We start from the raw sequence: 26,713 nt of genomic DNA on the forward strand, positions 1-26,713 counted from the left end.
CATAAAAAACGGCAACCAGGGTTGCCGTTCTGCTTTTATCTCGCCAGCCGAAGCACTCAGCGGCGCGATCTCACCACCTGATACCGGCGGGTAAAATACTCAAACGGCGCGCTCCACACGTGTACCAGACGGGTGAACGGGAAGAGCAGGAAGATCGTCATTCCCAGCACCAGGTGAACGCGGAAGATAAAGTCCACCCCGTTCAGCATCTCCGAAGAGCCGCCGCGGAAGGTGACGATACCCTGCGCCCAGCCAACCAGCTTCATCATCTCGCTGCCGTCCGGGTAGCGGGCAGAGAAGGGGATCGTGCTCAGGCCAAGGATGCACTGGAACAGCAGGATGCTCATAATAATGATATCCGGCGTGGTCGAGGTGGCGCGCACCCGCTGGTTAAACAGTCGTCGATAGAGCAGCATCGCGCCGCCTACCAGCGTCAATATTCCGCAAACGCCACCGAGCACCATCGCCAGCTGCTGCTTAACGGCGATCGGTAAAAACCAGGCGTACATCCAGTGCGGGGTTAACATGCCGAACAGGTGCCCGAAAAAGATCCCCAGAATCCCGACGTGAAACAGGTTTGAGGCCCAGTTCATTCCGCGCTTGCTGAGCATCTGGCTCGATGAGGCGCGCCATGTGTATTGCCCGTAGTCGTAGCGCAGCCAACTGCCGAGGAAAAACACGGTGGCGCAGATGTACGGATAAATGTCGTAGAAAAACACGTTCAGGTAATGTGTCATTTTGGGCCTCCGGCGCTGACGTCTACGTACTGCGGCGCAACGTCTTGGCTAAAGCGTCGTTGATATTGCTGCATCGGCGAGCTGTCGCACGATGTCGCGTTGTCTTCGATAAACTTCACCTGTTCCTCTTCCCACACGGCGTCCAGCGCCTGACGGGTATCATCCCGTTTTTCACCGGACACCTGTTTTGCCACGCTGTCGCTGGAAAGTCGCGTTCCCGCCAGCGCCAGCAGGGCGTCAAACAGCTGGTAATGCGCGACGTCGCGCTGCTTGAGGCGCCCACCAATCAGCGCCAGGATCGGCGCGACGTTTTGCAGCCCTTCACGCGCCTCGTCGTCGCTGACCAGGCTGAGATACTCCAGGTAGAGGGGCAGGTAGTCCGGCAGCTCACGGCAGTCCAGCTCCAGCCCGGCTTTCTCATACTGCCCCATGAGATCGACCATTGCCTGACCGCGATCGCGGGATTCGGCGTGAACATGCTCGAACAGCAGCAGCGAGGTCGCGCGGCCGCGTTCAAACACTTCACACCACTCGGCCTGCTTATCCAGCAGCGGGGCGCTCAGGTGCTGCTGCGCAAACGGCAGCAGCATGGGCGCGTCCTGCGCTATCAGGGATAGCGCTTCTTCGCGGTTTTCCCACAGCAGCTCATCGGGATACTCAATCAGCAGCGCGATGATTTTGAGGATCTGCATTACTCTCCCTCCCCATGTTCGCGCACCTCGGTGATGTTGATCGCGTCGATGCGGCTGCTGTTGAAGAGGTTAAATTTGGTGTCGGAGCCGTGGCAGCCGTCGCCAAAGGTGAAGCCGCAGCCGTTTTTCTCCGGGAAGGCGTCGCGCGCCATCTCACGGTGGCTGGTCGGGATCACGAAGCGGTCTTCGTAATTGGCAATGGCCAGATAGCGGTACATCTCCTCGACCTGCGCTTCGGTCAGGCCCACCTCTTCGATGGCGCGGGTATCGGTCACGCCTTCCACGGTCTGGGAGCGCTTGTAGTGGCGCATCGCCATCATGCGCTTCAGGGCGCGCAGCACCGGGCCGGTATCGCCGGCGCTGAGCATGTTCGCCAGGTACTGCACCGGAATGCGCAGGCTTTCAACCGCAGGCAGGACGCCGTCACTCTGCGGCAGGCCGCCCGCGTCCGCGTAAGACTGAATCGCCGACAGCGGCGGCACGTACCAGACCATCGGCAGGGTGCGGTATTCCGGGTGCAGCGGCAGGGCGAGCTTCCAGTCCATCGCCATCTTGTAGACCGGAGATCGCTGGGCGGCGTCGATTACGTTTTGCGGAATGCCCTGCTTCAGCGCTTCTTCAATCACCGCCGGATCGTTCGGGTTGAGGAACACGTCGCACTGGCGCTCGTACAGATCGGTTTCATGCTCGGTGCTGGCCGCTTCTTCTATACGGTCAGCGTCATACAAAAGCACGCCGAGATAGCGGATGCGCCCGACGCAGGTTTCCGAGCAGACGGTCGGCTGGCCGGACTCGATGCGCGGATAGCAGAAGATGCATTTTTCTGACTTGCCGCTTTTCCAGTTGAAGTAGATTTTCTTGTACGGGCAGCCGCTGATGCACAGACGCCAGCCGCGGCATTTGTCCTGGTCAATCAGCACAATGCCGTCCTCTTCGCGCTTGTATATCGCACCGCTCGGGCAGGTGGCGACGCAGCTTGGGTTCAGGCAGTGCTCGCACAGGCGCGGCAGGTACATCATGAAGGTGTTTTCGAACTGGCCGTACATCTCTTTCTGGATCTTCTGGAAGTTGCGGTCGCGGGCGCGTTTTTCGAACTCGCCGCCCAGCAGCTCCTCCCAGTTTGGTCCCCAGACGATCTTGTCCATCCGCTTGCCGTCAATCAGCGAGCGGGGGCGGGCGGTAGGGAGGTGATCCCCCTCCGGCGCGCGGTGCAGATCCTGATAATCAAAGGTAAAAGGTTCATAATAATCATCAATCTGCGGCAGGACCGGGTTAGAAAATATTTTCGACAGCACCCCCATTTTGCCGCCGAGGCGCGGCGTCAGCTTGCCGTGAATGCCGCGGATCCAGCCGCCTTGCCACTCCTCCTGATCTTCCCAGTTTTTGGGATAACCGATGCCCGGTTTGGTCTCCACGTTGTTAAACCACGCATATTCCATCCCTTCGCGCCCGGTCCAGACGTTCTTGCAGGTGACCGAGCAGGTGTGGCAGCCGATGCATTTATCGAGATTCAGTACCATGCCAACCTGTGAGCGTATTTTCATTTTTTCGCCTCCTGTACCTGATCCCGACCTTCGCCGTCCAGCCAGTTAATGTTTTTCATTTTGCGGATCATGATGAACTCGTCGCGGTTCGAGCCGACGGTGCCGTAATAGTTGAAGCCGTACGCCAGCTGCGCGTAGCCGCCAATCATGTGGGTCGGTTTCGGGCAGACGCGGGTTACCGAGTTGTGGATCCCGCCGCGCCGTCCGGTCACTTCCGAGCCCGGAATGTTCAGAATGCGCTCCTGGGCGTGGTACATCATGGTCATACCCGGCGGCACGCGCTGGCTGACCACCGCGCGGGCGGTGAGGGCGCCGTTGGCGTTGAAGGCTTCGATCCAGTCGTTGTCTTCAATGCCCAGCTCGCGGGCATCGGTTTCGCTGATCCAGACGATTGGCCCTCCGCGCGACAGGGTCTGCATCAGCAGGTTTTCGCTGTAGGTGGAGTGAATGCCCCATTTCTGGTGCGGCGTAAGGAAGTTCAGCGCTTTTTCCGGGAAGCCGTTCGGCGGGATCTCGCGCATATGGGTGACGCTGCGGGTGTCAATCGGCGGACGATAGGCCACCAGGCTCTCCCCGAAGGCGCGCATCCAGGCGTGATCCTGATACAGCTGCTGGCGGCCCGAAATCGTGCGCCACGGGATCAGCTCGTGAACGTTGGTATAGCCCGCGTTATACGACACGTGCTCGCTCTCAAGGCCGGACCACGTCGGGCTGGAGATAATTTTACGCGGCTGCGCCTGGATGTCGCGGAAGCGAATTTTCTCGTCTTCCTTGTTCAGCGCAAGATGGGTGTGATCGCGCCCGGTCATTTCGCCCAGCGCTTCCCACGCTTTTACCGCTACCTGACCGTTGGTTTCCGGCGCGAGGGCGAGGATCACCTCAGAAGCGTCAATGGCGGTTTCAATGCGCGGACGGCCTTTCGCCGGGCCGTCGAGCTTGACGTAATTGAGCTTGCCGAGGAAATCGACCTCCTTCTGGGTGTTCCAGGAAATGCCTTTCCCGCCGTTGCCGAGCTTGTCCAGCAGCGGCCCAAGCGCCGTAAAGCGCTCGTAGGTTTCCGGGTAGTTGCGCTCGACGACCGCAATGGTTGGCGCGGTTTTGCCGGGGATCAAATCGCATTCGCCTTTGCGCCAGTCGAGAATATCGAACGGCTGCGACAGTTCCCCCGGCGAGTCGTGCTGTAGCGGCTGTAGCACCACGTCGGTTTCGGTCCCCAGGTGGCCGACGCAGACCTCGGAGAAGACTTTGGCGATGCCCTTGTAGATCTCCCAGTCGCTGCGGGACTCCCACGCCGGATCAACGGCGGCGGAAAGCGGATGAATAAACGGATGCATGTCCGAGGTGTTCATGTCGTCTTTTTCATACCAGGTGGCGGTCGGCAGCACGATGTCGGAGAACAGGCAGGTGCTGGACATGCGGAAATCGAGCGTCACCAGCAGGTCGAGCTTGCCCTCGATGGCGGCGGTCTGCCACTCCACTTCCTCAGGCTTCACGTCGTCCGTTGAGCCTAAATCTTCACCCTGAATACCGCTTTCGGTGCCGAGCAGATATTTCAGCATGTACTCATGGCCTTTACCGGACGAGCCGAGCAGGTTAGAGCGCCAGACGAACAGGTTGCGCGGGTGGTTCTTGCCGTTGTCGGGCTGTTCGCAGGCGAAGCGGATATCGCCCGATTTTAACGCCTGAACGGTGTAATCCTGCGGCGACATCCCGGCGGCGTCGGCGCGCGCCTTCACGTGCAGCGGGTTAAGGTTGAGCTGAGGCGCGGACGGCAGCCAGCCCATGCGCTCGGCGCGAACGTTAAAATCAATCAGGTGGCCGGTAAATTTCGACGCGTCCGCCAGCGGTGAGAGCAGCTCCTGGGCGGTCAGCTTCTCATAGCGCCACTGGCTGGCGTGATTATAAAAGTACGAGGTGCTGTTCATCTGGCGCGGCGGGCGGTTCCAGTCCAGCGCGAAGGCCAGCGGCAGCCAGCCGGTTTGCGGGCGCAGCTTTTCCTGCCCGACATAGTGCGACCAGCCGCCGCCGCTCTGCCCGACGCAGCCGCAGAAGACCAGCATGTTGATCATCCCGCGGTAGTTCATGTCCATGTGGTACCAGTGGTTCACACCGGCACCGAGGATGATCATCGAACGGCCGTGGGTTTTATGCGCGGTGTCGGCAAACTCGCGGGCGATTTTTTCGATGAGGTACGCGGGTACGCCGGTGATTTGCTCGCCCCAGGCTGGAGTGTAGGCTTTAACCTCGGCGTAGCTCGTTGCCGCGTTGCCGTCTTCGAGACCGCGATCGAGGCCGTAGTTCGCCAGCACCAGATCGTAAACGCTGACCACGCGTTTCTCGCTGCCGTCGGCGAGCGTGAGGGTTTTACTCGGCACGCGGCGCGTCAGCACCGGTTCCTGCTTCACGCTGCGGAAATGCGGGTTCTCGTTGCCGCCAAAGTACGGGAAGGCGACGTCGGCCACGCTGTCGTGGGTGATGAGCAGCGAAAGGGTCAGTTCGGTTTCCTGACCCGCGGCAAGCGATTCCAGGTTCCATTTGCCTTTTTCGCCCCAGCGGAAGCCAATGGAGCCGTTCGGCACCACCAGATTCCCGGCGACGTCAAAGGCAACGGTTTTCCACTCCGGATTGTTGGCTTCTCCCAGCCCCTCGGCCAGATCCGACGCGCGCAGCATGCGGCCCGGCACCACGCGACCGTCTGCCTGCTCGTCGAGCAGCACCAGCATTGGCATATCGGTATAGCGGCGGCAGTAGTTGAGAAAGTAGTCGCTTGGGTTATCGAGGTGGAACTCTTTGAGGATCACATGGCCCATCGCCATGGCGAGCGCGCTGTCGGTACCCTGTTTTGGTGCCAGCCACTGGTCGCTCAGCTTTGCCACCTCCGAGAAGTCCGGGGTGATGGCGACGGTCTTGGTGCCTTTGTAACGCACCTCGGTGAAGAAGTGGGCATCCGGGGTACGCGTCTGCGGCACATTTGAGCCCCAGGCGATGATGTAGCTTGAGTTATACCAGTCGGCGGATTCCGGCACGTCGGTCTGTTCGCCCCAGGTCATCGGCGACGCGGGCGGCAGGTCACAGTACCAGTCGTAGAAGCTGAGGCAGGTGCCGCCGATCAGGGAGAGGTAGCGCGTGCCGGCGGCGTAAGAGACCATCGACATCGCCGGGATAGGCGAGAAGCCGGCCACGCGGTCCGGGCCATAGTGCTTGATGGTCCAGACGTTGGCGGCGGCGATCAGCTGGTTCAGCTCTTTCCAGTTCGAGCGGATAAACCCCCCGCGTCCACGCGCCTGCCTGTAGCTCTGCGCCTTTTGCGGATCGTTCTGGATGGCATCCCAGGCCAGCACCGGATCGCTATGCTGTGCCAGCGCCTCGCGCCAGAGTTCAATCAGCCTGCGGCGCACCAGCGGGTATTTAAGACGGTTGGCGCTGTACAGATACCACGAGTAGCTCGCGCCACGCGGGCAGCCGCGCGGCTCATGGTTAGGCAGGTCAGGGCGGGTACGCGGATAGTCGGTCTGCTGGGTTTCCCAGGTCACCAGGCCGTTTTTAACGTAGATTTTCCAGCTACAGGAGCCGGTACAGTTAACGCCGTGGGTGGAGCGCACAATTTTGTCGAACTGCCAGCGCTGACGGTAGCTGTCCTCCCAGTCGCGGTTGGTGTGATACACCTGCCCGTGCCCATCGGCGAAACTGTCGCCTTTTGTTTTGAAGTAACGGAAGCGGTCCAACAGTTTGCTCATGACATTTCTCCTGCTTCGATAGCATTGCCGGAGGGCGTGGCGCACGCTCCGGCGAAGATATAGTTATTATTTTTGTGAGGATTTTCGGCCATACACCAGCCAGGTGACGAACACGCAGACGATGTAAAACACGAGGAATACCTTCATGGCGCCCACCGGCGAGCCGGTCATCGCCAGCGACGTGCCAAAGGCTTTAGGAATAAAGAAGCCGCCGACCGCACCGATGGCAGAGATAAAGCCCAGCGCGGCGGCGGTTTCGGTCACCGCCTCATGCTGCGCCTGCTCGTCGGTGCCGCCCTGCTTTTTCACCCGGTCGATGGTGATTTGGCGGAAAATAATCGCGATCATCTGGAAGGTCGACCCGCTGCCGAGACCGGCGGTAAGGAACAGACCCATAAAGACCAGATAGAACGCGATAAAGCTGCCTGAACCCGAGCCGGGAAGCGTCAGGAAAATCAGGGCGCTAAAGACGGCCATAAAGACAAAGTTGAAAAGCGTCACCCGTACGCCGCCCAGTTTGTCCGAGATCATCCCACCCGCAGAACGCGCCAGGGCACCAATCAGCGGGCCGAAGAAGGCGAGGTGCAGGATATTTACGTCCGGGAACTGGGTCTTCGACAGCATGGCAAAGCCCGCCGAGAAACCGATGAACGAGCCGAAGGTGGCGAGATAAAGCAGGCTCAGCAGCCAGAGGTGAAAACGCTTAAGCACCGGAAGCTGGCTGGCAATAGACGCTTTCGAGCTGGCGATATCGTTCATGCCGAAGAAGGCGGCAAGCGTGGCCAGAATCAGCAGCGGCGCCCAGATCCAGGCCGCGTTAGCCAGCCACATTGTCGAGCCGTCCTCCTGCGGTACGCCGTGCACGCCGAGGAAGGTGAACATCGGCAGGAAAATCACCAGCGGCGCGACCAGCTGCATCACGCTGACGCCCAGATTGCCCAGCCCGCCGTTAATGCCCAGCGCGCTGCCCTGCCTGGCCTTCGGGAAGAAGAAGCTGATATTACCCATGCTGGAAGCGAAGTTAGCACCGGCAAAACCGCACAGCAGCGCAATGATGATAAAGACCCAGTATGGGGTAGCGGTGTTTTGAATGGCGATCCCCAGCCAGACGCAGGGCACGACGAGGATAACGGTACTTAACACGGTCCAGTACCGCCCGCCAAATATCGGCACCATAAAAGAGTAGGGGACACGCAATATTGCGCCGGAGAGAGAAGGTAGCGCCGTTAGCATAAAAAGCTGGTCGGTGCTGAAATTAAATCCGACTTTATTAAGATTTACCGCAATGGCGCTAAATAACATCCACACGCAAAACGCCAGCAGCAAACAAGCCACAGAAATCCAAAGATTTCTTCGAGCGATATGTTTCCCTTTATTCTCCCAAAATTGCGCGTTTTCCGGTTTCCAGTTACTCAACAAATGTTGATTACTCTTCTCACTTTGATGTGACATATCGCCCTCTTGCTTAACCAAATGGAGAGAAAAAACAAGTAAAAACAGAAGGATGCCTGTTGGCTGCTTGTGAAAATTATTGGATGTTATGGGATACATCTGAAAGGATAGATAAAAAAGCGAATCCCTGAGTTTGGAAAGGGAATCAGGGTTCGCATTATGTGTTACTAATTGTAACTTTTGGAGGGGATTAATACCCCAATGGGAGTATTAAAACAATTCGAGGGAGATCAGTTTATCCAGATGCTTATTAAATGCCGCGTCGTCTATCTCGGGCATATTTAAGACGTAAATTCCGTCCAGCCCGCATACCAGGCCGATTAATCGCCATGCAATATTTTCAGGCAGGTCATTAAGGATAAAGGCATTAGCCTGCGCGCCGGCACGAATAATCGCGACCGTCTCCTGATGCCACATTTCCATGGTCAGCACGTAAGCGCCTTTGACGTCATCATCCCGACTGGCAAGAATTTGCGCCTCACGCCACAGGCGAATGTAGGGCTCAAAACCGCCATCATCGCTGCCGAGCATGGCATGCAGCCGCTCCCGCCAGCTGGCATTTTCACCCACCACTTCAGCATCCAGTAAATCGCGGATCAGGCGGACAAACGCCAGCGATTTTAGCTCGCCAGCCGAAGCAAAATGGTGATGAACCTGCCCGGTGGCTACGCCCGCTTCGGTGGCGATGCGGCGAACGGTCATCGCGGCCAGCCCTTCGGTCAGCGCCACGCGCATCGCGGCCTGTAAGATCTCTTCCCGACGCTCGTCCTTGCTCAGATAACGCATAATTTCTCACTCTCAATGGGAACGAAACGAGTGTAACAAAAAGCTGGACAAGTGTTCAACTTTACGTAGGATCGCAATCTGGACATGTGTCCAGTTTTTATCTGATAAGGAAATTTATGTTTCGTCAGTGGTTAGCGTTGGTGATTATCGTGCTGGTGTATATCCCGGTGGCGATTGACGCGACGGTGCTGCACGTGGCCGCACCGACATTGAGCATGACGCTGGGGGCCAGCGGCAATGAATTGCTGTGGATTATTGATATTTATTCGCTGGTCATGGCGGGAATGGTGCTGCCGATGGGCGCGCTGGGGGATCGCATAGGCTTCAAGCGCCTGCTGATGATCGGCAGCACGCTGTTTGGCCTGTCGTCTCTGGCGGCGGCCTTTGCACCGTCTGCAGGCTGGCTGATTGCTGCCCGCGCGTCGCTGGCTATTGGCGCGGCGATGATCATTCCGGCCACGCTTGCCGGGATCCGCACGCTGTTTATCGACGCGCGGCACCGTAATATCGCTCTTGGCGTCTGGGCCGCCGTCGGCTCGGGCGGGGCGGCGTTTGGCCCGCTGATTGGCGGGATACTGCTGGAGCATTTTTACTGGGGATCGGTATTCCTGATCAACGTGCCGATCGTGCTGGTCGTGGTCTCGCTCGCTGCGCGGTTCGTGCCAGCTCAGCAGGGACGGCCTGAACAGCCGCTCAATATCAGCCACGCCATCATGCTGATTGTGGCCATTTTGCTGCTGGTGTATAGCGCCAAAACCGCGCTTAAAGGCGTGCTGTCTCCGTGGCTGGTGCTCGGTACCTTACTCACCGGGGCGGTGATGCTGTTTATCTTCGTCCGCATTCAGCTGCGGGCGCGCGTGCCGATGATCGACATGCGCCTGTTTTGCCACCGCATTATTTTAAGCGGCGTGGTGATGGCGATGACCGCCATGATCGCGCTGGTGGGCTTTGAGCTGCTGATGGCGCAGGAGCTGCAGTTCGTTCATGGGTTTACGCCGTTCGAAGCGGGGATGTTTATGCTGCCGGTGATGGTGGCGAGTGGATTTAGCGGGCCTATCGCCGGGGTGCTGGTCGGTCGCCTGGGGCTGCGCATCGTCGCGGCCGGGGGCATGGGGCTCAGTGCGGTCAGCTTTATCGGCCTGTCGATGCTCGACTTCAGCACGCAGCAGTGGCAGGCGTGGAGCCTGATGGTGCTGCTGGGCTTCAGTGCCGCCAGCGCGCTGCTGGCATCCACCTCTGCGATCATGGCCGCGGCGCCGAAAGAGAAGGCCGCTGCCGCAGGGGCGATCGAAACCATGTCCTATGAGCTGGGCGCGGGGCTGGGAATTGCCATTTTCGGACTGCTGCTGACCCGCAGCTTCTCGGCGTCGATTGCGCTGCCGCAGGGGCTGAACGCGTCCCTTAGCGAGAAAGCGTCGTCGTCGATCGGTGAAGCGATGAGCGTCGCGCAGGAACTGACGCCTGCACTGGCCGAGTCGGTGATGTCGGCGGCGAAATCCGCGTTTATCACCTCGCACAGCGTGGCGTTAGGCAGTGCGGGAGGCATGCTGCTGGTTCTGGCGGTGGGGATCTGGTTTAGCCTGGCGAAAGCGCCGCAGCAGTAATATAAAAGGCCAGCCGCGAGGGCTGGCCTTTCTGCACTAACGCATCTTAGAACTGGTAGGTCAGACCTACAGCCACGACGTTGTCGGTTGCAATTTTTGCATCACTGGTGAACTTGCTGTCGTCGAGCAGGTTGATTTTGTAATCAACGTAGGTAGACATGTTTTTGTTGAAGTAGTAGCTCGCGCCAACGTCAACGTATTCAACCAGGTCCTGGTCGCCGTAGGAGCCGATGTCTTTACCTTTGGATTTCAGGTAAGCGATGGACGGACGCAGGCCGAAGTCGAACTGATACTGAGCAACAACTTCGAAGTTCTGCGCTTTGTTGGCGATGTGGCCGTTACCGAACGCGGTCATGTTGCGGGTTTCAGAGTAGGTGGTTGCCAGGTAGATGTTGTTCGCATCGTACTTCAGGCCGGCAGCCCAGACTTCCGCATTTTCACCGCCTGCGTTCAGGTCGCTTGCAGCATTAACCTGACGGTCGGTACGGTCAGATTTTGCGTAAGTTGCGCCCGCCGCGAAACCGTCGAACTCATAGGTAGAGGACAGACCCCAGCCGTCACCGTTAGATTCGGTGATGTCTTTACGGTCGTTTTTACCCTGGTACTGGGCAGCAACGTTCAGGCCGTCAACCAGACCGAAGAAGTCGGTGTTACGGTAGGTGGCAACGCCGGTAGTACGGCTGGTCATGAAGCCATCGGCCTGAGTCCAGGTATCGCCACCGAATTCTGGCAGAACGTCAGTCCATGCGCCGATGTCGTAAGCAACGCCGTAGTTACGACCGTAGTCGAAAGAACCAAATTCATTGAATTTCAGGCCAGCAAATGCCAGACGGGTTTTGTTGCCGTCGGAACCCTGATCTTCAGAGCGGTTGCCCTTGAACTCATATTCCCACTGGCCGTAACCGGTCATCTGGTCGTTAATCTGCGTTTCACCTTTGAAACCCAGACGAACGTAAGTTTTGTCGCCGTCGTTATCCGTATCATCAGAGAAATAGTGCAGACCCGTAACTTTGCCGTACAGGTCCAGTTTGTTACCGTCTTTGTTAAAAACTTCAGCTGCGTTAACAACGCCTGCTGCCAACATGGAAGTGACTGCCACTGCAACTAATTTAAGTTTCATCTTAAATAATCCTTATAATTTTATTTAGGTGTTTCCTAAGCCAACTGGACGATTTTTAAACGAGGCAGATCGTCAATGGCAGACTATTTTTGAAATTCCGTAGTCTGGTTTCAATAATAAGTTTCAAAATATTAAAGATAATTTCAATTAGTGTGATCATGATCTGAAAAATTGCCGTCGAACCGCCTGATTCGATGAATAAATATACATAAAGCGATTATTAACCAATCAGGATAATATGCACCCAAATAGTTTTTGAGCGTTTATGTTTTTTACGTCAGCGAGTTCAATAGGCGAGCGGAAATAAATATCTCTGAAGCTTTTCTAACGTAGAAACAGATGGTTATGAGGATTTGCTTATGTGGTTGCTTAATTTTTATCAAAAACACCCAGAAATAAACTATTGCACCTTGTGCTATTTAGGGTGCAAATATTAAGGCTGCATTAATTTCTCGCGTTGTCAGTTTATGTCAATTTAGTGCCAGAATACGGTTAAGTTTTAGCACTATAAACAGAATGTCCTGTGCGCTCTAATGTTATGAATAATATTCCGATGTGTGATCACATTTTAAATTATTGTTAATTTTCTGCCGGGCAACGCGCGTACCCGGCAAAAGCGTGCAGGGTTATTTACGTGTGGCGTACCAGCACAGCAGTGAACCGGCGCAAACCAGCAGTGCGCCCTGCCAGAACGCGAATGAAAGGGGAGAGCTGAGCAAAATAGCCGCGAGCGCGGCGGAAAGTACCGGCGTAAAATAAGATACTGCCGCAAGCATCGTCACGTTCCCGTGAAGAATGCCTATATTCCAGGCCGCATAGCCGAAGCCGAGCGCAACGCCGCACATTAACAGCTTCACCACCACCGGTACGCTGAATGCCATGTCAGGCTGATCGCTTAAGGCATATTTGACCCACAGGCTTAAGGCGGTCAGCAGGACGAAAAGGGTGATGCCGTTTTGCCCCTTCGCGTACTTGCTGGTGACGGTGCAGTAGGCGGCCCAGATAAAGGCGCCTGCAAACGCCAGCCCGTAGCTTAGCGGGCTGGAGACGACGTTGCGCATAATGTCATCCACGTGCAGGCCGCTTTCGCCGCCTAAAACCCAGCACACGCCCAACAGCGAGACGAGAAGCCCAGGCACCACCCACAGGCTGGATTTTTGCCCGTTGAACAGAATGGCGAACACGATCGTCAGGCTCGGCCAGAGGTAGTTGACCATGCCCACCTCAATGGCCTGCGAGCGCGTCGCGGCATAGCCCAGCGACAGGGCAAGGCACATCTCATAGCTGACAAACAGGACGCTGCCCGCAATGAGATAGCGCGTGGAAAAACGCCGCAGATCCGGAAAGCCCATCGTCACCAGGCACAGTAATCCGCTGACGGTGTAGATCATCGCCGCGCCGCCCACCGGGCCGAGCCCCTCACTTACGCTGCGGATAAGTCCTACCATCGTGCTCCACAGCAGTATGGCCGCCAGACCAATCAGCGTTGCTCTTTTTCTGTCCATTACCCAGCCAGTCCCATAAAAATCAAAGGGAAAACTTATAGCATCTATCCGCTTCTTCTGGCGAATTTTCTCAGACCCGGTTAACCCATAAGGGTTAAAAAAACGTACCGGCGGTGACTATTAAGGGGGCGAACTTTGACGACCTTGATTTGACGCAAAAAAAACAGGGGCTTTGCTGTTAGTTTGCGGCGCGAAGTCTTATCAGATAACGAGGACAGCAATGGACGTCAGCCGCAGACAATTTTTTAAAATCTGCGCGGGCGGTATGGCCGGAACAACAGCCGCTATGCTGGGATTCGCTCCCAAAATGGCGCTGGCTCAGGCACGCAACTATAAACTGCTGCGTGCGAAAGAGATCCGTAACACCTGCACATACTGCTCCGTGGGTTGTGGGCTATTGATGTATAGCCTGGGTGATGGCGCGAAGAACGCCAAAGAAGCGATTTATCATATTGAAGGGGATCCGGATCATCCGGTGAGCCGCGGGGCGCTTTGCCCGAAAGGGGCGGGGCTGCTGGACTACGTTCACAGTGAAAACCGCCTGCGCTATCCCGAGTATCGTGCGCCGGGTTCCGACAAGTGGCAGCGCATCTCCTGGGACGACGCATTCTCCCGTATCGCAAAACTGATGAAAGCGGACCGGGACGCCAACTTTATTGAAAAGAACGAGCAGGGCGTCACGGTTAACCGCTGGACCTCCACCGGGATGCTGTGCGCGTCTGCGGCGAGTAATGAAACCGGCATGCTGACGCAAAAATTTGTGCGCTCCCTCGGCATGCTGGCGGTTGATAACCAGGCGCGCGTCTGACACGGACCAACGGTAGCAAGTCTTGCTCCAACATTTGGTCGCGGTGCGATGACCAACCACTGGGTTGATATCAAAAACGCAAACGTCGTGGTGGTGATGGGCGGTAACGCCGCAGAAGCCCATCCGGTGGGATTCCGCTGGGCGATGGAAGCGAAAAACAACAACGATGCGACGCTGATCGTCGTCGATCCGCGCTTTACGCGTACGGCATCGGTGGCCGATATTTATGCGCCGATCCGCTCCGGTACGGACATTACGTTCCTCTCCGGCGTGCTGTTGTACCTGATCGAAAACAACAAAATTAACGCGGAATACGTTAAGCATTACACCAACGCCGGCCTGCTGGTGCGGGAAGATTTTGCCTTTGAAGATGGCCTGTTCAGCGGCTATGACGCAGAGAAGCGTCAGTACGATAAATCTTCCTGGAACTATCAGTTCGACGAAAACGGCTACGCGAAACGGGACGATACCCTGACCGATCCGCGCTGCGTGTGGAATCTGCTGAAACAGCACGTTTCCCGCTATACGCCGGACGTGGTAGAGAATATCTGCGGTACGCCAAAAGCGGACTTCCTGAAAGTGTGTGAAGTTCTGGCCTCCACCAGTGCCGCCGACAGAACCACCACGTTCCTGTACGCGCTGGGCTGGACGCAGCACACCGTCGGCGCGCAGAACATCCGCACCATGGCAATGATCCAGCTGCTGCTCGGCAACATGGGGATGGCCGGCGGCGGCGTGAACGCGTTGCGCGGCCACTCCAACATTCAGGGCTTAACCGACCTCGGCCTGCTGTCCACCAGCCTGCCAGGCTACCTGACGCTGCCGTCCGAAAAGCAGAGCGACTGGCAAAGCTGGCTTGACGCCAACACGCCAAAAGCAACGCGACCGGACCAGGTGAACTACTGGAGCAACTATCCGAAGTTTGCCGTGAGCCTGATGAAATCTTTCTACGGCGACGCGGCGCAGAAAGAGAATGACTGGGGCTTCGACTGGTTGCCAAAATGGGACCAGGCATACGACGTCATCAAGTATTTCAACATGATGGATAAGGGCGACGTCACCGGCTATATCTGCCAGGGCTTTAACCCGGTTGCCTCATTCCCGGATAAAAACAAAGTCGTCCGCAGCCTGAGCAAGCTGAAGTACATGGTGGTTATCGATCCGCTGGTCACCGAAACGTCAACCTTCTGGCAGAACCACGGTGAATCAAACGATGTCGATCCGGCAGCGATTCAGACCGAAGTGTTCCGCCTGCCGTCCACCTGCTTTGCGGAAGAAGATGGCTCCATCGCTAACTCTGGCCGCTGGCTTCAGTGGCACTGGAAAGGCCAGGATGCGCCGGGCGAGGCGCGTAATGACGGTGAAATTCTGGCCGGCATTTACCATCGCCTGCGCGAGCTGTACCGCACCGAAGGCGGTAAAGGCGCTGAACCGCTGCTGAAGATGAGCTGGAACTATAAGCAGCCGGATCGTCCCGAGTCCGAAGAGGTGGCCAAAGAGAATAACGGCGTGGCGCTGGCGGATCTGTACGACGCCAGCGGCAACCTGGTGGCGAAGAAAGGCCAACTGCTGAACAGCTTTGCGCTGCTGCGTGACGACGGTACCACCGCCTCTTCCTGCTGGATCTACACCGGCAGCTGGACGGAGCAGGGTAACCAGATGGCGAATCGCGATAACGCCGATCCGTCAGGCCTGGGCAACACGCTGGGCTGGGCATGGGCGTGGCCGCTGAACCGTCGCGTTCTGTACAACCGTGCATCCGCAGACGTGAACGGCAAGCCGTGGGATCCGAAGCGCATGCTGATCGAGTGGAACGGCACGAAGTGGACGGGGAACGATATCCCGGACTTCAACACCGCCGCACCGGGCAGCAACACCGGGCCGTTTATCATGCAGCCGGAAGGGCTGGGACGCCTGTTCGCCATCGACAAGCTGGCGGAAGGGCCGTTCCCGGAACACTACGAGCCGATGGAAACGCCGCTCGGCACCAACCCGCTGCACCCGAACGTGGTGTCGAGTCCGGTGGTGCGCATCTATGAAGACGACGTGCTGCGCCTGGGCAAAAAGGACAAGTTCCCGTATGTCGGAACGACCTACCGCCTGACCGAGCATTTCCACACCTGGACCAAGCACGCGCGGCTCAACGCCATCGCGCAGCCGGAACAGTTCGTGGAGATCAGCGAAACGCTGGCGAAAGCGAAAGGGATCGCCAATGGCGATCGCGTGAAGGTGAGCAGCAAGCGCGGCTTTATTCGTGCCGTCGCGGTGGTTACCCGTCGTTTGCAGTCCCTGAGCGTTCACGGTCAGCAGGTGGAAACGGTCGGTATTCCGCTGCACTGGGGCTTTGAGGGCGTGGCGCAGAAAGGCTATATCGCCAATACCCTGACGCCAAACGTCGGCGATTCCAACTCGCAAACGCCGGAGTACAAAGCGTTTCTGGTCAACATCGAGAAAGCGTAAGGAGCGATTAAATGGCGATGGAAACACAAGACATTATTAAACGCTCCGCGACCAACCCGATAACCCCCGCGCCTCGCGCGCGGGATTACAAGGCTGAAGTCGCCAAGCTTATCGATGTCTCATCCTGCGTGGGCTGTAAGGCCTGTCAGGTGGCCTGCTCGGAGTGGAACGATATTCGCGACGAGGTGGGGCACTGCGTTGGGGTTTACGATAACCCGGCGGATCTGAGCGCCAAATCCTGGACGGTGATGCGCTTTAGCGAAACCGAACAGAACGGCAAGCTGGAGTGGCTCATCCGTAAAGACGGCTGCATGCACTGTGAAGATCCGGGCTGCCTGAAGGCATGTCCGTCGGCGGGTGCAATTATTCAGTATGCTAACGGGATCGTCGACTTCCAGCAGGATAACTGCATCGGCTGCGGGTACTGCATTGCGGGCTGTCCGTTTAATATCCCGCGCCTCAATAAAGAGGATAACCGGGTATACAAATGCACGCTGTGCGTGGACCGCGTTAGCGTGGGTCAGGAGCCTGCCTGTGTCAAGACCTGTCCAACCGGCGCGATCCACTTCGGCACCAAAAAAGAGATGCTCGAGGTGGCGCAGCAGCGGGTGGACAAGCTGAAAGCGCGCGGCTATGACAAGGCGGGTATTTACAACCCGCAGGGCGTGGGCGGAACCCACGTGATGTATGTCCTGCATCACAATGACCAGCCGGAGCTGTATCACAACCTGCCGAAGGACCCGGCCATCGATACCTCCATCAACCTGTGGAAAGGGGCGCTTAAGCCGCTCTCGGCGGCGGGCTTTATCGCCACCTTTGCCGGGCTGATTTATCACTATATCGGTATTGGGCCGAATAAAGAGGTGGATGACGACGAGGAGGAGCATCATGAGTAAGTCGAAAATGATAGTGCGCACCAAATTTGTCGATCGCGCCTGTCACTGGACGGTGGTCATCTGCTTCTTCCTGGTGGCGGTCTCCGGCATCTCGTTCTTCTTCCCGACGCTGCAGTGGCTGACGGAAACCTTCGGGACACCGCAGATGGGGCGTATTCTTCACCCGTTCTTCGGCGTGCTGATTTTCGTGGTGCTGATGTTTATGTTCGTGCGTTTCGTCCATCACAATATCCCGGATAAGCAGGATATTCCGTGGGTGAAAGGCATCGTTGAAGTTCTGAAAGGCAACGAGCATAAAGTCGCGAAGGTAGGCAAATATAACGCCGGGCAGAAAATGATGTTCTGGACCATCATGAGCATGATTTTTGTGCTGCTGGTAACCGGGGTCATCATCTGGCGACCGTATTTCGCCCACTACTTCCCGATTCAGGTAGTGCGCTACGCGCTGCTGATCCACGCAACGTCGGCCATTATTCTGATCCACGCCATCCTGATCCATATGTATATGGCATTCTGGGTGAAAGGGTCGATTAAGGGCATGATTGAAGGGAAGGTGAGCCGCCGCTGGGCGCAGAAACACCATCCTCGCTGGTATCGGGACGTTGAGCGTCTTGAAGCGCAAAAAGAGAGTTCGGAAGGGTTGAAGTAAGCCTTGCGCCGTCGGCTTTGTCCGGCGGCGCTGCGCTTGCGCGGGCCTGAACATTGAATTGTCCCAGCATTAAAGCACCCTGAAAAACTCATCATCAGTTATTGTTCCGCACTTTTCTACAAGCTCATTCATTATTCGAATAAATGCACGATCCGCTTCCGATACCTGGCGTTTTGCCGTCCTGTCTGGCGCCGAATGTCTCAGGGGCTTAGTTGGTGTCATACTTCTTGATGAACCGTACTCTGGTGTTTGTTTCATTTTATTCCCCATTGGTTGGTGCGGCCATTATCGGCCGAAGGCAATAAAAAACAATACCGTTTCCCCTGGTAATATAAATTATGCGAGCCGCCTTCCAGTATAATTAGCCTCGATCTGCAAGATGCCTGAAGGAAGATTTTCGATTTATTTTGTCAGCTCTGCGTTTCGATAATTCAACCTTATCTGCATGCCGTCCTTTATATGTACTCTGTGAAATCGTTCGAGAAAGCGGAGCTACCCTCTGCGGAACGGCCCGTATCCGGTCGCGGAATCGAGGCCGTGGCCTGGGTGTAATCGACCTGAATAAATGGATTAATGTGTCAGAAAGCTGGTTTGAGCTGGCTCACCATACAAGTTTAATCAATAATGCACCCTGCATATTTTTCAAACGTGGCTGTAGTATGAAAAAGACAATTTTTTCGTTGGCGCTTGGCACCTTTGGCCTGGGGATGGCTGAATTTGGCATCATGGGCGTGCTGACAGAGCTTGCGCATGACACGGGAATTTCTATTCCCTCCGCCGGGAATATGATTTCGTTTTACGCCTTTGGCGTAGTCATCGGCGCGCCGATTGTGGCGCTGTTCTCCGGCAAATTCTCCCTTAAAACAACGCTGCTGTTTCTGATGGCGATGTGCGTCGTCGGTAATGCTCTGTTTACTTTCTCAACGTCCTATGTCGGGCTGGCGGCGGGGCGGTTAATCTCTGGCTTCCCTCATGGCGCGATTTTCGGCGTGGGGGCGATCGTCCTGTCGAAGATCGCACCGCCGGGAAAGGTGACGGTTGCCGTCGCCGGGATGATTGCCGGGATGACCGTAGCCAATCTGCTGGGCGTACCGCTGGGAACCTGGCTTGGGCACGAGTTTAGCTGGCGTTACACCTTCTTTTTAATTGCGGTGTTTGACGCGCTGGTGATCCTGTCGGTCCTGCTGTGGGTGCCAGATATACGCGACACATCAGCCACCCGGCTGACGGAACAATTTCGCTTCCTGAAGAAACCGGAGCCGTGGCTCATTTTTGCCGCCACGATGTTCGGCAACGCCGGCGTGTTTGCCTGGTTTAGCTTCGTAAAGCCGTTTATGGTCAACGTGTCAGGCTTCTCTGAGGGGGTAATGACCGCGATCATGATGCTGATGGGGCTGGGCATGGTGCTGGGTAATATGCTCAGCGGAAAATTATCCGCGCGCTTTAGCCCCTTGCGCATTGCGGCCACCACCGACCTGGTGATTGTGGCGTCGCTGCTAGCGCTGTTCGCTTTTGGCGAACTGAAAACCGCTTCGCTGGTGATGGGATTCGTCTGCTGCGCCGGGCTGTTTGCGCTCTCTGCGCCGCTGCAAATTCTGCTGCTGCAAAATGCGAAAGGTGGCGAGATGCTGGGGGCGGCAGGCGGGCAGATGGCGTTTAATCTCGGCAGTGCAATTGGCGCATATTTTGGCGGAATGACGATCGTTCTCGGCTTCAGCTGGAGCTACGTCACGCTTCCGGCCGCGATCTTGTCTTTCTCGGCGATGACCTCGCTGCTATTGTATGGACATTTATGTGCCAAAAAGCGCCAGGCCAACGCCCGGGCGCTGGCCTGATTTTACTCAGTTGAGATCCCCTCACCCTAGGGTGGGGAGACCAACCCTGATTTACGAGCGTAAATCAATTACCATGCGGCCACGGATTTGGCCCTGTTCCATCTCTTTGAAGATGGCGTTGATATCTTCAAGCGGACGCATCGTGACCTTCGGCACGACCTTGCCTTCCGCCGCAAACTGGAAGGCTTCGAGCAGATCCTGACGGGTACCCACCAATGATCCCACCACCTGAATGCCGTCCAGTACCAGACGGGGAATATTCAGGCTCATCGCTTCCGGCGGCAGGCCAACGGCCACCACGCGGCCCCCTGCACGCACCGCCTCAACGGCGGAGTTGAAGGCCGCTTTCGCCACTGCCGTCACCACGGCTGCGTGTGCGCCGCCCGTTTTCTCCTGAATCACTTTTGCCGCATCTTCGCTGCGGGAGTTCACGGTTAAATCTGCGCCCATGCTGGCGGCGAGCTTCAGCTGTTCGTCGTTCACATCGATTGCGATGACTTTTGCATTAAAGACGTTTTTAGCGTACTGCAGCGCGAGGTTGCCCAGGCCACCCAGTCCGTAAATCGCAATCCACTGTCCGGGTTTGATCTCAGAGACCTTCACCGCCTTGTAGGTGGTCACGCCGGCGCAGGTAATGCTGCTCGCCGCCGCGGAGTCCAGCCCGTCCGGGACTTTTACGGCGTAATCAGCGGTAACGATACACTCTTCAGCCATGCCGCCGTCAACGGAATAACCCGCGTTTTTCACGTCGCGGCACAGGGTTTCGTTGCCGGTATTACAATATTCACAGTGACCGCAGCCTTCGAAGAACCACGCCACGCTCGCACGGTCGCCCACTTTTAACGACGTTACGCCCGGGCCGATCTCTTTGACGATACCAATCCCTTCGTGGCCGAGGATCACCCCGGTTTTGTCGCCAAAATCGCCGTTCTTAACATGAAGATCGGTGTGACAAACCCCGCAGCACTCCATTTTCAGCAGCGCTTCACCGTGCCTGAGCGAGCGTAAGGTTTTATCCGTGACGTTAACCTGATGATCCTGAGTGACAACAGCAGCCTTCATGTGTTTCTCCTTTTCATGATGAGTATCTGCATAGCAGGTGTAATACCTCCTAAGGATTAATACGTTGGCGCTGTAATGCAAGGCATCCGCAACATAATGTCATTATTTAGTGCAATTTCAGATTAAGAATACGGCGATCCTCTAATAATCGGTAGGGGAAAACGCCGTCTGGAAAAGGGTAAAAATGACCCGGCGTAACGACCGCCGGGTACTGAGTTACAGCCGGGCTTCTATCTCCTCAATCTCTTTTCGCCACTGCGCCTGCAGCTGCGGCTTCTGATGTTTTGGCTTTCGCGCCAGGTCCTCTTCCAGCAGCGCTTCAAGCGCGACCAGGCGTTCGAGCAGATCGTCAGGCTGAAAAGGTTGCGCCCTGGACGCGGCCGTCGACGCCGCTTGTGCAACCGGCTCAGTGCCTTCACGCAGCCGGTCGAACACCGCCTCCGCGTCGTGCCATTCGCTCAGCCTGCCGTCCTCAATCAGCCAGAAACGGTTACAGCTTCGGCTAATCAGATGACGGTCGTGGCTTACCAGCAGAATGCCGCCTTCAAACCGTTGCAGGGTTTCGGCCAGAGCGTCTTTGCCTTCCATATCCAGATGGTTTGTTGGCTCATCCAGCATCAGCAGGCTATAGCGGGCAAGCGTCAGGCCGACAAACAGCAGGCGCGAACGCTCGCCACCGCTCAGCGTACTGACTTTCTGCCCGTGACGCGCCCACGGGAAACCGGCGCTGATAAGCGCCATTTTGCGGGTCTGCGGATCGGGCGAGAAAGGTTCCAGCGCATCAAGCAGCGCCGCATCGTCCGGCAGCTGGTGCAGCGTCTGGTCGTAGTAGCCGGGCGAGACGCGCGGATGACGCTTAAGCCCGTCATCTGAGATATCGTCACGAAAATGTCGCCAGATAAGCTTCATCAGCGACGATTTACCGCAGCCGTTACGACCCACAACTGCAACGCGGTCGCCGCTTTTTAGCCGCGCGCTGTCAATCGTAAACAGATCCGGCAGGCCCGGCGCAGGGGGCACGCCGAGGTTGGTGATTTCAAGCAGGCGGTCGGCCCGCAGCGCGTCCCCGCGCAGGGTTAAGGTCCACTGGCTGCCCTCCGTCAGTTCCGTCTGATTATCCTTCAGCCGTTCGACCTGTTTTTCCATCTGCTTCGCCTTACGGGCGAGATCTTCGTTGTCGTAGACCTTGCCCCAGGTCGCCAGCCGCTTCGCGCTGGCCGTTACGCGGTCGATCTCCTTTTGCTCCGCCTTATGGCGCTGCGCGTCGCTTTCATCCTTCGCATCCAGCGCCTTGCGTGCCGCCGTGCAGGGAAGGGCAAAGTAGTGCAGCGTCTTATCGCGCAGGATCCAGCTGCCGTTGGTCACCGCGTCCAGCAGCTGCCGGTCGTGTGAGACAAGAACAAAGCTGCCGGACCAGTTCTGTAAAAACTGCTCCAGCCAGAGCAGGGTTGGCAGGTCAAGGTGGTTGCTCGGTTCGTCCAGCAGCAGCAGATCCGGATCGCCAATCAGCGCTCGCGCCAGCAGTAAACGCGTGTGCTGGCCGCCGCTCAGCGTAGCGGATTGCAGCGCCGTTTCCTGCGGCGTGAAGCCCATGCCTGCCAGCAGCGTTTCCGCTTTCCAGCGCAGGCTGTCGCGCTCGCCGGCCGGCAGCTGAGCCAGCACAGCATCCAGCATGGTCAGGGGATAAACAGCCTCCGGCAGGTGCTGTTCCACGCGCGCCATCAGACAATGACCCGCAAGAGAAACCGTTCCGGCCGCAGGAAGTTGCGTTCCGTCGATAACTTTGAGCAGCGTGCTTTTGCCGCAGCCGTTATCGCCCAGCAGACCAAGGCGGTCGCCTTTTTTCAGCGTAAAGGAGAGAGAGTCGAAGAGCGTGCCAAACGCTGTATCAACGCGTAGTGAATGTGCAGTGAGTAAAGTGCTCATTGTTGCTTACCCAAGAGTTACAGGCATGGTTATGCCTCGTCAAACATCGCTGACGATAACTCAGTAAGCCCGAGAGAAGGGATTTAAGGGGGTGGTGGCTTCGCTCAAGCAGAAGTTATCGCAGCACGATACCGATAACGCTTGAGCTGATGCGATCGCCAAGAGTATGTGAAAAATTAAAAATTTCACAATACAGCATAATTGGCCTCCTTATATGTTATGAGTTTGTTGGTAACTTTCACTATACAACTTTTTTAAGTGTATACCAAGCAGAGGGGCAGCATTGCTGCCCAGGATTATCTTTTCCGTATAAGAAAATACAGGGCTAGTGTGGGATCTGACTCAATACAAGGAGTACCACTTTCATTAATGGGCAATCATACATTTTCATTTTCGCCCCTTCGTCATCATGCACAACAACGATCGTTCCATGAGTCACGATAAATAATATTACCTTCCGTATACTTCCAGGTAATCGCTTCATAACGCAGTTCGAGCGTTTCAAGGTGAGTACTGCTTATACCTTTTGGAGACAGGTACGGTGCAACTGTTGTGAACTTGACGTTTTCCAGAATGATATTGAAATACTCTGCCTCAATGCCTGATTCCAGAATACGGTACATTTTAATCGTCGCCTTCTTCATGGTTCGGCCTTCACAGACAGCGCGGTACAAAAGTGGTGTTGTTTGATCAAACTCCTTCACTATTGTGATAGGGCGATGGACACGCGTGCCTGTCAGTTTTCCCCAGCTTGGATCTACTGGGATAGTGACGCCGTGAGAGAACGATTTTAACTCGATAGACCCCAGTCGAAGTGGCATAAGGCAACTGCCAACAATCGGCGAACCATTTTCATCTTCAAGCCATAAGTGTGCGGGTGTAGACATAATATTTCCTTATAAATAAGATAGCCTTTGATGGCTACCATTTGACATATCGATAAAAGACAACGATCACGAAAATGCAGAATATGGGAACAGGCCATATCGGTCCATCTGGGAAAAATTGGAAAAATACAACTGCAAATGCAAGTGTCAATAAGGCAGGGCCGTACATCGATATCAATGACCTGAATATCCGCCTGAAAACCCGTTTAATAAGAATCATCATGTTCATCAAATCAGCCTTCTGATGATATCTGCAATTTCATCTTCCGACCCCCATTGTGCTTTAAACGCCCCAGCTCGTTCAAACAATGGTTCTATCAGGAAGTACATCATTTCCAATTCTTGTGCATATAACGCCGAGTAGTAGTCTGGGTAGGTTATATGAAGGCGACTGGCGCTATCTGCCGCTTTCTGCACAACGCCATTTATGCCAATAATCCCAACAAATCCGCCTGCACTTCGTCCTGTCAGTACACTAAGTTCAAGACTTAAACTCATGCCCGCGGCAACAAATGAAGCTGTTGCTAAAGCAAATCCTGCGTTTGTAAGTGAACTTGCGGCAATATGAATATTTACTGCCATTAGCAAATGTTTGATATGCTCTAGCTGATCGGAAGTTTTGTGCCGGAATACTTCTTCAAAATAGATTTTGAGCATTTCATACACAACATCTGTATGCCATATAATATGATAAACCCCTTTGGTAAATCGGATGTCTTCGGACTTTTGTTTCTGGCATACGTCCTGATATTCATCTGTAAAGCATGACGTATAATAGAGTGCGCGCGTTGCACCGGCGCCGATCGTTTCAATCTGATTTGTTAAGGCTTTTCCTACGCCTGTAAATGCATGGTCGAGTTTTAATGCAAGGATGTTATTCGCCTGCAAATAACGTATTACTTCATTGCTGTAGTACATAACAACTCCTTGCTTCCCTCGCGATTTTGCACATAAAGAGTGCTTTTTATGTCTGCGCTTCCTTCACCTTTCAGCCAACAGTATCCCTTGATTGTCATTTCAAAACGCCTTTTATGCGTATTGCAAAACGTTACTAAACGCTTAAAAAAAACAGTTTATTAGGCAAAAAGTGTTATGCGTAATTTTTATATTTCACTGGGGTATGAATTATTGCTGGAGTATTAATTTTTTAAATAAAGGGGGAGGGGAAATGCCGAAGTAGCGGGAAGAGAATTAAGGGTAGACGGTGTTCGCTTTCCCTCTCCCTTTTGAGGAGAGGGAACGGTCGGAACGCAGAGTTAAATCGAAGTACGACGATAGCTGCGGTATTCCGGCATCCAGAAGTTATCGTCGATGGCCTGCTGCAGCGCGTCGGCCGAGGTTTTCACCGCAACTCCCTGCTGCTGCGCCATTTTGCCCACCGCGAACGCGATGGCGCGGGACACCTTGTGAATGTCCTTAAGCTCAGGCAGCACCAGTCCTTCACCGTTGTTCACCAGCGGAGAGTGGCCAGCCAGCGTTTCGCTTGCTGACATCAGCATTTCGTCGGTGATGCGGGACGCGCCGGAAGCGATAACCCCCAGACCAATTCCCGGGAAGATGTAGGAGTTGTTGCACTGGGCGATAGGGTACAGCTTGTCCTTCCACACTACCGGATCAAACGGACTGCCGGTGGCGACCAGCGCGTTGCCTTCGGTCCAGGCGATGATGTCCTGCGGCGTGGCTTCCACGCGTGACGTCGGGTTCGACAGCGGCATCACGATTGGTCGCTCGCAGTGCTTGTGCATCTCGCGAATGATCTCTTCCGTGAAGAGACCGGTCTGCCCGGATACGCCGATCAAAATATCCGGCTTCACGTTGCGCACCACGTCCAGCAGTGAGAGCACTTCGTTATCGGTATCCCAGTTCTTCAGGTTCTCGCGCTTCTGCACCAGCTTGGTCTGGAACGGCAGCAGGTTCGGCATACCGTCGGTCAGCAGGCCGAAACGGTCAACCATAAAGACGCGGGAGCGGGCCAGCTCTTCACTCAGCCCTTCGCGCTGGGTCTGGGCAATAATTTGTTCGGCGATGCCGCACCCGGCGGAGCCGGCGCCAAGGAAGACAATTTTCTGATAGCTGAGCTGGCTGCCTGCCGCGCGGCTCGCGGCGATCAGCGTACCGACGGTTACCGCCGCAGTGCCCTGAATATCGTCGTTGAACGAGCAAATCTCATCGCGGTAGCGGTTCAACAGCGGCATGGCGTTTTTCTGCGCGAAGTCTTCAAACTGGAGCAGCACGTCCGGCCAGCGGTGCTTCACGGCCTGAATAAAATCATCAACAAACTGATAGTACTCGTCGTCGGTAACGCGCGGATGGCGCCAGCCCATGTACAGCGGATCGTTCAGCAGCTGCTGGTTGTTGGTTCCCACGTCCAGCACCACCGGCAGGGTGTATGCCGGGCTGATGCCGCCGCAGGCGGTGTACAGGGAGAGCTTACCGATAGGAATACCCATCCCGCCAATGCCCTGGTCGCCGAGGCCCAGAATACGTTCGCCGTCGGTCACCACGATCACCTTGATGTTGTGGTTAGGCACGTTTTGCAGGATGTCGTCCATGTTGTGACGGTTCTGGTAAGAGATGAACACGCCGCGGGAGCGGCGGTAGATTTCAGAGAAACGTTCACACGCCGCGCCGACCGTTGGGGTGTAAATGACGGGCATCATCTCTTCGAGATGGTTCTGCACCAGGCGGTAGAAGAGGGTTTCGTTGGTGTCCTGGATATTTCGCAGGTAGATGTGCTTATCAATTTCGGTTTTGAAGCCCTGATACTGGATCCAGGCACGTTCTGCCTGTTCTTCGATGGTTTCAACCACTTCTGGCAGCAGGCCCAGCAGGTTAAAGCTGCTGCGCTCTTCCATGCTGAAGGCGCTGCCTTTGTTCAGAAGCGGAAACTCCAGTAAAACCGGACCGGCGTAAGGAATATAAAGGGAACGATGTTTTTTCAGTTTGTTGTCCATGTCACTCACTCTTTTTAAGAAGAACCGTCCCTGACACTGCTGTTTGTCATCTTTCTGGC

19 protein-coding genes are annotated in these 26,713 nt (G+C 55.9%); 5 read left to right on the forward strand and 14 right to left on the reverse strand.

Annotated elements, in window-relative coordinates; genetic code table 11:
- Positions 1-56: 56 nt before the first annotated feature.
- The 6 genes from narI to HWQ14_RS16005 all read right to left on the reverse strand — a co-directional run bounded on the left by narI (position 57) and on the right by HWQ14_RS16005 (position 8,948).
- Positions 57-737 (reverse strand): respiratory nitrate reductase subunit gamma, encoded by a 681-nt coding sequence (gene narI / locus HWQ14_RS15980; RefSeq protein ID WP_148419791.1) that lies wholly within the window; start codon positions 735-737, stop codon positions 57-59.
- Positions 734-1,429 (reverse strand): nitrate reductase molybdenum cofactor assembly chaperone, encoded by a 696-nt coding sequence (narW, locus tag HWQ14_RS15985; RefSeq protein ID WP_176610264.1) that lies wholly within the window; start codon positions 1,427-1,429, stop codon positions 734-736. Before narW ends, narI begins: the two co-directional genes overlap by 4 nt.
- Entirely contained in the window at positions 1,429-2,973 is a 1,545-nt protein-coding gene (narH, locus tag HWQ14_RS15990; RefSeq protein ID WP_176610265.1) for a nitrate reductase subunit beta, read from the reverse strand. The genes narW and narH overlap by 1 nt, the downstream gene beginning before the upstream one ends.
- Positions 2,970-6,710, reverse strand: coding sequence for a nitrate reductase subunit alpha (locus HWQ14_RS15995; protein WP_176610266.1), 3,741 nt, complete (start codon positions 6,708-6,710; stop codon positions 2,970-2,972). The genes narH and HWQ14_RS15995 overlap by 4 nt, the downstream gene beginning before the upstream one ends.
- 66 nt (positions 6,711-6,776) lie before the next feature.
- On the reverse strand, positions 6,777-8,162 hold the full coding sequence (locus tag HWQ14_RS16000; protein WP_148419795.1) for a NarK family nitrate/nitrite MFS transporter: 1,386 nt from the start codon (positions 8,160-8,162) through the stop codon (positions 6,777-6,779).
- A 210-nt stretch (positions 8,163-8,372) separates the two neighbouring features.
- Entirely contained in the window at positions 8,373-8,948 is a 576-nt protein-coding gene (locus tag HWQ14_RS16005; protein ID WP_176610267.1) for a TetR family transcriptional regulator, read from the reverse strand.
- 116 nt (positions 8,949-9,064) lie between these two features.
- Between HWQ14_RS16005 and HWQ14_RS16010 the strand changes: the two genes are divergently transcribed.
- Complete coding sequence (locus HWQ14_RS16010; RefSeq protein ID WP_176610268.1) at positions 9,065-10,552, forward strand: MFS transporter; 1,488 nt, start codon at positions 9,065-9,067, stop codon at positions 10,550-10,552.
- Positions 10,553-10,598: 46 nt separating this feature from the next.
- Here the strand turns inward: HWQ14_RS16010 and ompC are convergent, their stop codons facing one another.
- Positions 10,599-11,672, reverse strand: coding sequence for a porin OmpC (gene ompC / locus HWQ14_RS16015; RefSeq protein ID WP_176610269.1), 1,074 nt, complete (start codon positions 11,670-11,672; stop codon positions 10,599-10,601).
- Positions 11,673-12,298: 626 nt separating this feature from the next.
- The gene (gene yddG, locus HWQ14_RS16020) at positions 12,299-13,177 is read right to left on the reverse strand and encodes an aromatic amino acid DMT transporter YddG (protein WP_176610270.1); all 879 of its coding nucleotides are present in this window, start codon (positions 13,175-13,177) and stop codon (positions 12,299-12,301) included.
- A 220-nt stretch (positions 13,178-13,397) separates the two neighbouring features.
- Here yddG and fdnG point away from each other — a divergent pair, with 220 nt between their 5' ends.
- The 4 genes from fdnG to araJ all read left to right on the forward strand — a co-directional run bounded on the left by fdnG (position 13,398) and on the right by araJ (position 19,825).
- Positions 13,398-16,445 (forward strand): formate dehydrogenase-N subunit alpha, encoded by a 3,048-nt coding sequence (gene fdnG / locus HWQ14_RS16025; protein WP_176610271.1) that lies wholly within the window; start codon positions 13,398-13,400, stop codon positions 16,443-16,445.
- Between the two features lie 11 nt (positions 16,446-16,456).
- Positions 16,457-17,341, forward strand: a complete 885-nt coding sequence (gene fdxH, locus HWQ14_RS16030) for a formate dehydrogenase subunit beta (protein ID WP_148419801.1) — start codon at positions 16,457-16,459, stop codon at positions 17,339-17,341.
- The gene (gene fdnI, locus HWQ14_RS16035) at positions 17,334-17,990 is read left to right on the forward strand and encodes a formate dehydrogenase-N subunit gamma (RefSeq protein ID WP_176610272.1); all 657 of its coding nucleotides are present in this window, start codon (positions 17,334-17,336) and stop codon (positions 17,988-17,990) included. Before fdxH ends, fdnI begins: the two co-directional genes overlap by 8 nt.
- A gap of 659 nt (positions 17,991-18,649) precedes the next feature.
- Positions 18,650-19,825: an MFS transporter AraJ gene (gene araJ, locus HWQ14_RS16040; protein ID WP_176610273.1), complete on the forward strand. Its 1,176-nt coding sequence runs from the start codon at positions 18,650-18,652 to the stop codon at positions 19,823-19,825.
- Positions 19,826-19,876: 51 nt separating this feature from the next.
- On the opposite strand, the gene adhP is transcribed toward araJ, so the two are convergent.
- From adhP to HWQ14_RS16065, 6 genes are all read right to left on the reverse strand, one after another.
- Complete coding sequence (gene adhP / locus HWQ14_RS16045; protein ID WP_176610274.1) at positions 19,877-20,887, reverse strand: alcohol dehydrogenase AdhP; 1,011 nt, start codon at positions 20,885-20,887, stop codon at positions 19,877-19,879.
- 216 nt (positions 20,888-21,103) lie between these two features.
- Positions 21,104-22,813 carry an ABC-F family ATP-binding cassette domain-containing protein gene (locus HWQ14_RS16050; RefSeq protein WP_176610275.1) on the reverse strand — a complete coding sequence of 570 codons (1,710 nt, stop codon included), beginning with the start codon at positions 22,811-22,813 and terminating at the stop codon, positions 21,104-21,106.
- A 407-nt stretch (positions 22,814-23,220) separates the two neighbouring features.
- A complete protein-coding gene (locus HWQ14_RS16055; protein WP_176610276.1) occupies positions 23,221-23,700 on the reverse strand; it encodes an Hcp family type VI secretion system effector in 480 nt (159 codons plus the stop codon).
- A 34-nt stretch (positions 23,701-23,734) separates the two neighbouring features.
- On the reverse strand, positions 23,735-23,923 hold the full coding sequence (locus HWQ14_RS23345) for a hypothetical protein (protein WP_245166467.1): 189 nt from the start codon (positions 23,921-23,923) through the stop codon (positions 23,735-23,737).
- A gap of 5 nt (positions 23,924-23,928) precedes the next feature.
- Positions 23,929-24,618, reverse strand: coding sequence for a hypothetical protein (locus HWQ14_RS16060; RefSeq protein ID WP_176610277.1), 690 nt, complete (start codon positions 24,616-24,618; stop codon positions 23,929-23,931).
- A gap of 338 nt (positions 24,619-24,956) precedes the next feature.
- Positions 24,957-26,654, reverse strand: a complete 1,698-nt coding sequence (locus tag HWQ14_RS16065; protein ID WP_148419806.1) for an NAD-dependent malic enzyme — start codon at positions 26,652-26,654, stop codon at positions 24,957-24,959.
- Between the last annotated feature and the right edge of the window lie 59 nt (positions 26,655-26,713).

The sequence above is a fragment of the Enterobacter cloacae genome, assembly GCF_013375935.1.
In the GTDB taxonomy this organism is placed as follows: domain Bacteria; phylum Pseudomonadota; class Gammaproteobacteria; order Enterobacterales; family Enterobacteriaceae; genus Enterobacter; species Enterobacter pasteurii.